This is a genomic window from Actinomadura bangladeshensis (assembly GCF_004348335.1).
GTDB lineage: Bacteria > Actinomycetota > Actinomycetes > Streptosporangiales > Streptosporangiaceae > Spirillospora > Spirillospora bangladeshensis.
The window spans coordinates 1-4,011 of the sequence record NZ_SMJW01000429.1 but is presented as its reverse complement, the minus strand read 5'-3'; the positions used below and the strand labels follow the sequence as shown (position 1 = coordinate 4,011).

Annotated in this window: 5 protein-coding genes and 1 pseudogene; 2 read left to right on the top strand and 4 right to left on the bottom strand. The window is 73.1% G+C overall.

Translation table 11 applies throughout. The features are described from left to right. Positions 1-134: 134 nt before the first annotated feature. Positions 135-1,034, bottom strand: a complete 900-nt coding sequence (locus tag E1284_RS39205) for a hypothetical protein (protein ID WP_131945199.1) — start codon at positions 1,032-1,034, stop codon at positions 135-137. 116 nt (positions 1,035-1,150) lie between these two features. Next, positions 1,151-1,906, bottom strand: coding sequence for an alpha/beta hydrolase (locus tag E1284_RS39200; RefSeq protein WP_131945198.1), 756 nt, complete (start codon positions 1,904-1,906; stop codon positions 1,151-1,153). A gap of 127 nt (positions 1,907-2,033) precedes the next feature. Here E1284_RS39200 and E1284_RS39195 point away from each other — a divergent pair, with 127 nt between their 5' ends. After that, entirely contained in the window at positions 2,034-2,330 is a 297-nt protein-coding gene (locus E1284_RS39195) for a hypothetical protein (protein WP_131945197.1), read from the top strand. Between the two features lie 95 nt (positions 2,331-2,425). Then, on the top strand, positions 2,426-3,337 hold the full coding sequence (locus E1284_RS39190) for an LLM class F420-dependent oxidoreductase (RefSeq protein ID WP_131945196.1): 912 nt from the start codon (positions 2,426-2,428) through the stop codon (positions 3,335-3,337). Here the strand turns inward: E1284_RS39190 and E1284_RS39185 are convergent. Next, positions 3,315-3,701: a VOC family protein gene (locus E1284_RS39185; protein WP_131945195.1), complete on the bottom strand. Its 387-nt coding sequence runs from the start codon at positions 3,699-3,701 to the stop codon at positions 3,315-3,317. The genes E1284_RS39190 and E1284_RS39185 overlap by 23 nt on opposite strands. Continuing rightward, positions 3,698-4,011: pseudogene (locus tag E1284_RS39180) on the bottom strand (hypothetical protein); the annotation flags it as partial. The gene E1284_RS39185 and the pseudogene E1284_RS39180, both read right to left, overlap by 4 nt.

Sequence of the window (4,011 nt, the reverse complement as noted above, 5' to 3'; positions counted from 1 at the left end):
GCAGGGGGTGGGTGGGGGCACGCCTCGACGTCGACCATGACTGGGACGAGATGGCCGAACTCATCGAGGACAGCTATCGGCTGATCGCCCCGAAGCGTCTGGTCCATCGGCTCGACCAGGCCTGAGCCCCGTATTCAGCGGGGGCGGCGTTTCAGGGTCGCCAGGCGCGCGGCGATGCGGTCCATGGTGGCGTTGCCGGGGTTCCAGCCTCGGTGGAGCAGGGCGGTCAGGAGGGCCTCCAGGTACGGGACCGGGCGGGGGAGGAAGTCCTTCGTGACGGTGATGATCTCCCAGCGCATCTCCTTTGCCAGCCAGCGGCGGCGCGTCGTGTCGTGGGCGCGGGCCCGGCGGCCCGTGTGGTGGCGTTCGCCGTCGTATTCGAGGCCGACCCGGAATTCCGGGTAGCCGAGGTCGATGTAGAGCGGTTGGCCCCGCGGGCCTTTCACCGGCACCTGGGTGCGCGGGCGGGGGAAGCCGGTGTCGATGATGGCCACGCGGATCCATGTCTCGCCTGGGGAGGCCGCGCCGCGGTCGGACAGGCGGATGATCTCGCGTAGTCGCGTGTTGCCGCGGTAGCCGGGCAGGGTCCGGGCCATCGCGGCGACCTCCTCGCCGGCGGTGCCGCGCCGGAGGAACTGGTCGAGCGCCGCGACCGCGTCGCGGCGGGGAAGCCAGCGGGCGCAGTCCAGCGCCGTGCGGGTCGGGGAAGTGAGGCGGACTCCGGAATGCTCATGGACGTGATCGGGGGGTAATGCGACGGTGTCGGCGCTGATCGCGTCAGTGCCGGGTGGGGTGAGGGTTATGAGTTCGACGCCCCAGTCGGCCTCGTTCACTCCCGGGGGTAGGACGTCCAGCCCCCAGATCCAGGCGGCGGTACGGCGGGCCACGACGGCCTCGTGCGGGAGGAGGCTGCTCAGGGCCGCTGCCCGCGCGGTGAGGGAGCCGCCCTCGGCGGGGGCGAAATAGACGCCGGGGCCGACGGGGACGATCGAGTCGGCGGACGTGCGCTTCCAGGTGAGGGTGACGGCGTTCATCGGTCTCCTTCGCGTTGGCCTCCGTCCTGAGCGGCGGAGGTCATGCTGCGAGGATGCCCGGGGCGGGCGGGCGTGCGGGCGGCGCCGAAGAATTGTGGATAACTTCGCTTCAGCGATTATGGAGAAACGGCATCTGTCGCCCATTTCGCGATGCGTTCTATCAGGTCCGGAGTGGCCGCCACCTCGGCGTGGCCGAACGCCGGCTCTATCCACAGTTCCTTGGGCTCGGACGCCGCCCCGTACAGCTGGTGGGCGTGCTCCAGAGGGAAGAACGCGTCCGCGTCGCCGTGCACGACCAGGAGCGGGACCGGCGCTATCCGTCCGGCGATCTCGTGCGGCGCCTCCGGGACGGGGTCCCAGCCCGCCGCGGCGATGCGGGTGCCCCGGGCCAGCCGGACGGCGAACCGGCCCAGGCGGCGTTCGATCACCCAGTGGACCCGCCGCATCGGCACCGTCCCGCGGTAGTACCAGCGGGCCGGGGCGCTGACGGAGACGGCCGCGTCGACGCCGCCGTGCAGGGCCGCGTGGCGGACGACGACGGCGCCGCCCATGGAGAACCCGGTGGCGACGATGTGCCGGTAGCCGCGCCGGCGGGCCGCCGTGACGGCCGCGTCGACGTCGAGGACCTCCCGGTCGCCGACCGTCGAGTGCCCGCCCGACCGCCCGTGGCCGCGGAAGTCGAGGGCGAGGACGCCGCCGCGCGCGTTGAGGGCGCCGGCGATCCGGCGGAGGGCGGGCTGCCGCCACGAGCAGGTGAACCCGTGCGCCAGGACGAAGCACACGTCGCCGCCGCCCCGCAGATGGCCGGCGTCGATCCGGACGCCGTCGGCGGTGAACAGCGTGAGAGGTTCGGGTGTCGTCACGTCCTCCATGATCGGTCATGCGGCGGCGCGTCCCTCGATCCGGCCGGGCGGGGCTGAACGGACGGGTTGCTGGGTAGGTAGCGGACGTGTCTCATGGGCTGGTGGATCGGCGGGCTCGGGTTGCGGGCTGGCGGGCATGGACGGCGAAGACCGCGCGCTGCGGGTGACGGCCCGCGCGGACGGACCGGTGGACGGCCCTGGGGCGCCCCGGTCGCATCGGCGCGAGGCCGACGACTACGCGTCCCAGGTGATGGTGTCCTCCGCGCGCGCCCACGAGCGGGCCGCCGCGCTGCTGGAGGGGATGGCCGCCGCTCATCCGGAGGAGGCCGAGCTGCATCTGCAGTCGGCCGCACGGCATCGCCGGTGGGCGGAGAACGACCGGGAACTGGCGCGCATGTACGCGCCGGGAGGCAGTGGCCCGGACGGCGGATAGGTCCTCCGGACCGGACGTCGCGGCCTCCGCCTGCAGGCCGCGCCTTCGCGGTGCAGGTGTGTAAGGATCGCATTACACGTTCTAGGGAGGTCCTTGTGCGGGTTGGTGTTCTGCTCAATGAGCGCGGCGGGGCGGACGCGCTCGGCAAGCTGGCGGACGACGTGCGGCGCGCCGCCGACGACGGGTTCCCCTCGGCCTGGATCTCGCAGATCTTCGGTGTGGACGCCCTCATGGCGCTCGCCGTGGCGGGACGAGGCGTCCCGGAGATCGAGCTCGGCACCGCGGTGGTGCCGACCTACCCGCGCCACCCCGCCGTCCTGGCGCAGCAGGCGCGGACGGCGGCGCTGGCGTTGGAGGGACGGCTGACGCTCGGCATCGGCCTCTCCCACAAGGTCGTCATCGAGGACATGTACGGGTACGACTACGGCCGCCCCCTCCGGCACATGGACGAGTACCTGTCGGTGCTGCTCCCCCTGCTGAACGGCGAGAACGCGTCCTTCAAGGGCGAGACGCTGCAGGGCGACATCGGGTTGAGCGTCCCCAACGAGGGACGCGTGCCGGTGCTGCTGGCGGCGCTCGGCCCGAAGATGCTGAAGCTCGCGGCGGAGAGGGCGGACGGGACGGTCCTCTGGATGACCGGCCCCGTCACCGTCCGGGACCACGTCGCGCCCACCATCACGGCGGCGGCCGAGGCGGCGGGACGCGACGCCCCACGGGTGGTCTGCGCGCTGCCCACGTGCGTCACGAGCGACCCAGAGCGCGCGCGGGAGCAGGCTGCCCGGACGTTCGAGATCTACGGGAGCCTGCCGTCCTATCGGGCGATGATGGACCGGGAGGGCGTCGACGGGCCCGCCGACCTGGCCGTCGTCGGCGACGAGGACACGGTCGCGGCCAAGCTGGAGGAGCTGGCCGCGGCGGGCGTCACCGACTTCGTCGCGGCCGAGTACGCGACGGGCGAGGACCGCGAGCGCACCCGGCGGTTCCTCACGTCCGCGGCGGCGCGATGAGCTCGTAGAGGTTGCCGCTGGAGTCGGAGAAGTACACACCGCGCCCGCCGAGCGGGTGGGTCTCCTCCACGCGCCCGTTGTCGGCGTGCGCGGGCTCGTCGCCGTAGGGGATCTCGCGGGCGCCGAGGCGGTCGACGACCGTGTCGAACGTGACGGCGTCGACGTCGAAGGCCAGGTGGTGGCCCTGCGGGTGCGCGACCGTCAGGAAGTCGAGGGTGAGGCCCTCGTTCACGCGGATCGGGACGAAATGCCGCGCCTGCGGGTGCGCGCCCGTGTACTCCAGGCCCATCACGCCGGCGAAGAAGCGGGCGGCCTCGTCATTGTCGGCGGCGGTCACGATGGTGTGGTTCAGGCTGATCGTCATTCGGCGGTTCCTTCCTTGAGGGCACCGTGCAGGAACACGTCCAGGTACTCCTCCATGGACGGGCTGGACGTGGCGGGACCGGCGGGCGGGCGCGCGCGGGTGAACGCCAGGCCCATGAACAGGCTCGCGAGCTGCTCGGGGGGCAGCCGCAGCCGGTCGCGCTCGGGCTCGAACAGCTCCGCGATGGCGTCACGGGTCCGGTTCATCGCCGCCTCGCGACCGGCGTCGCCCCCCGCGTCCCCGCCGCCTCCGCCATCACCGCTCGCCTCTCCGCGCCCGGGGGCGGCGGCCGGGGCGCCGCGTCCAGGAG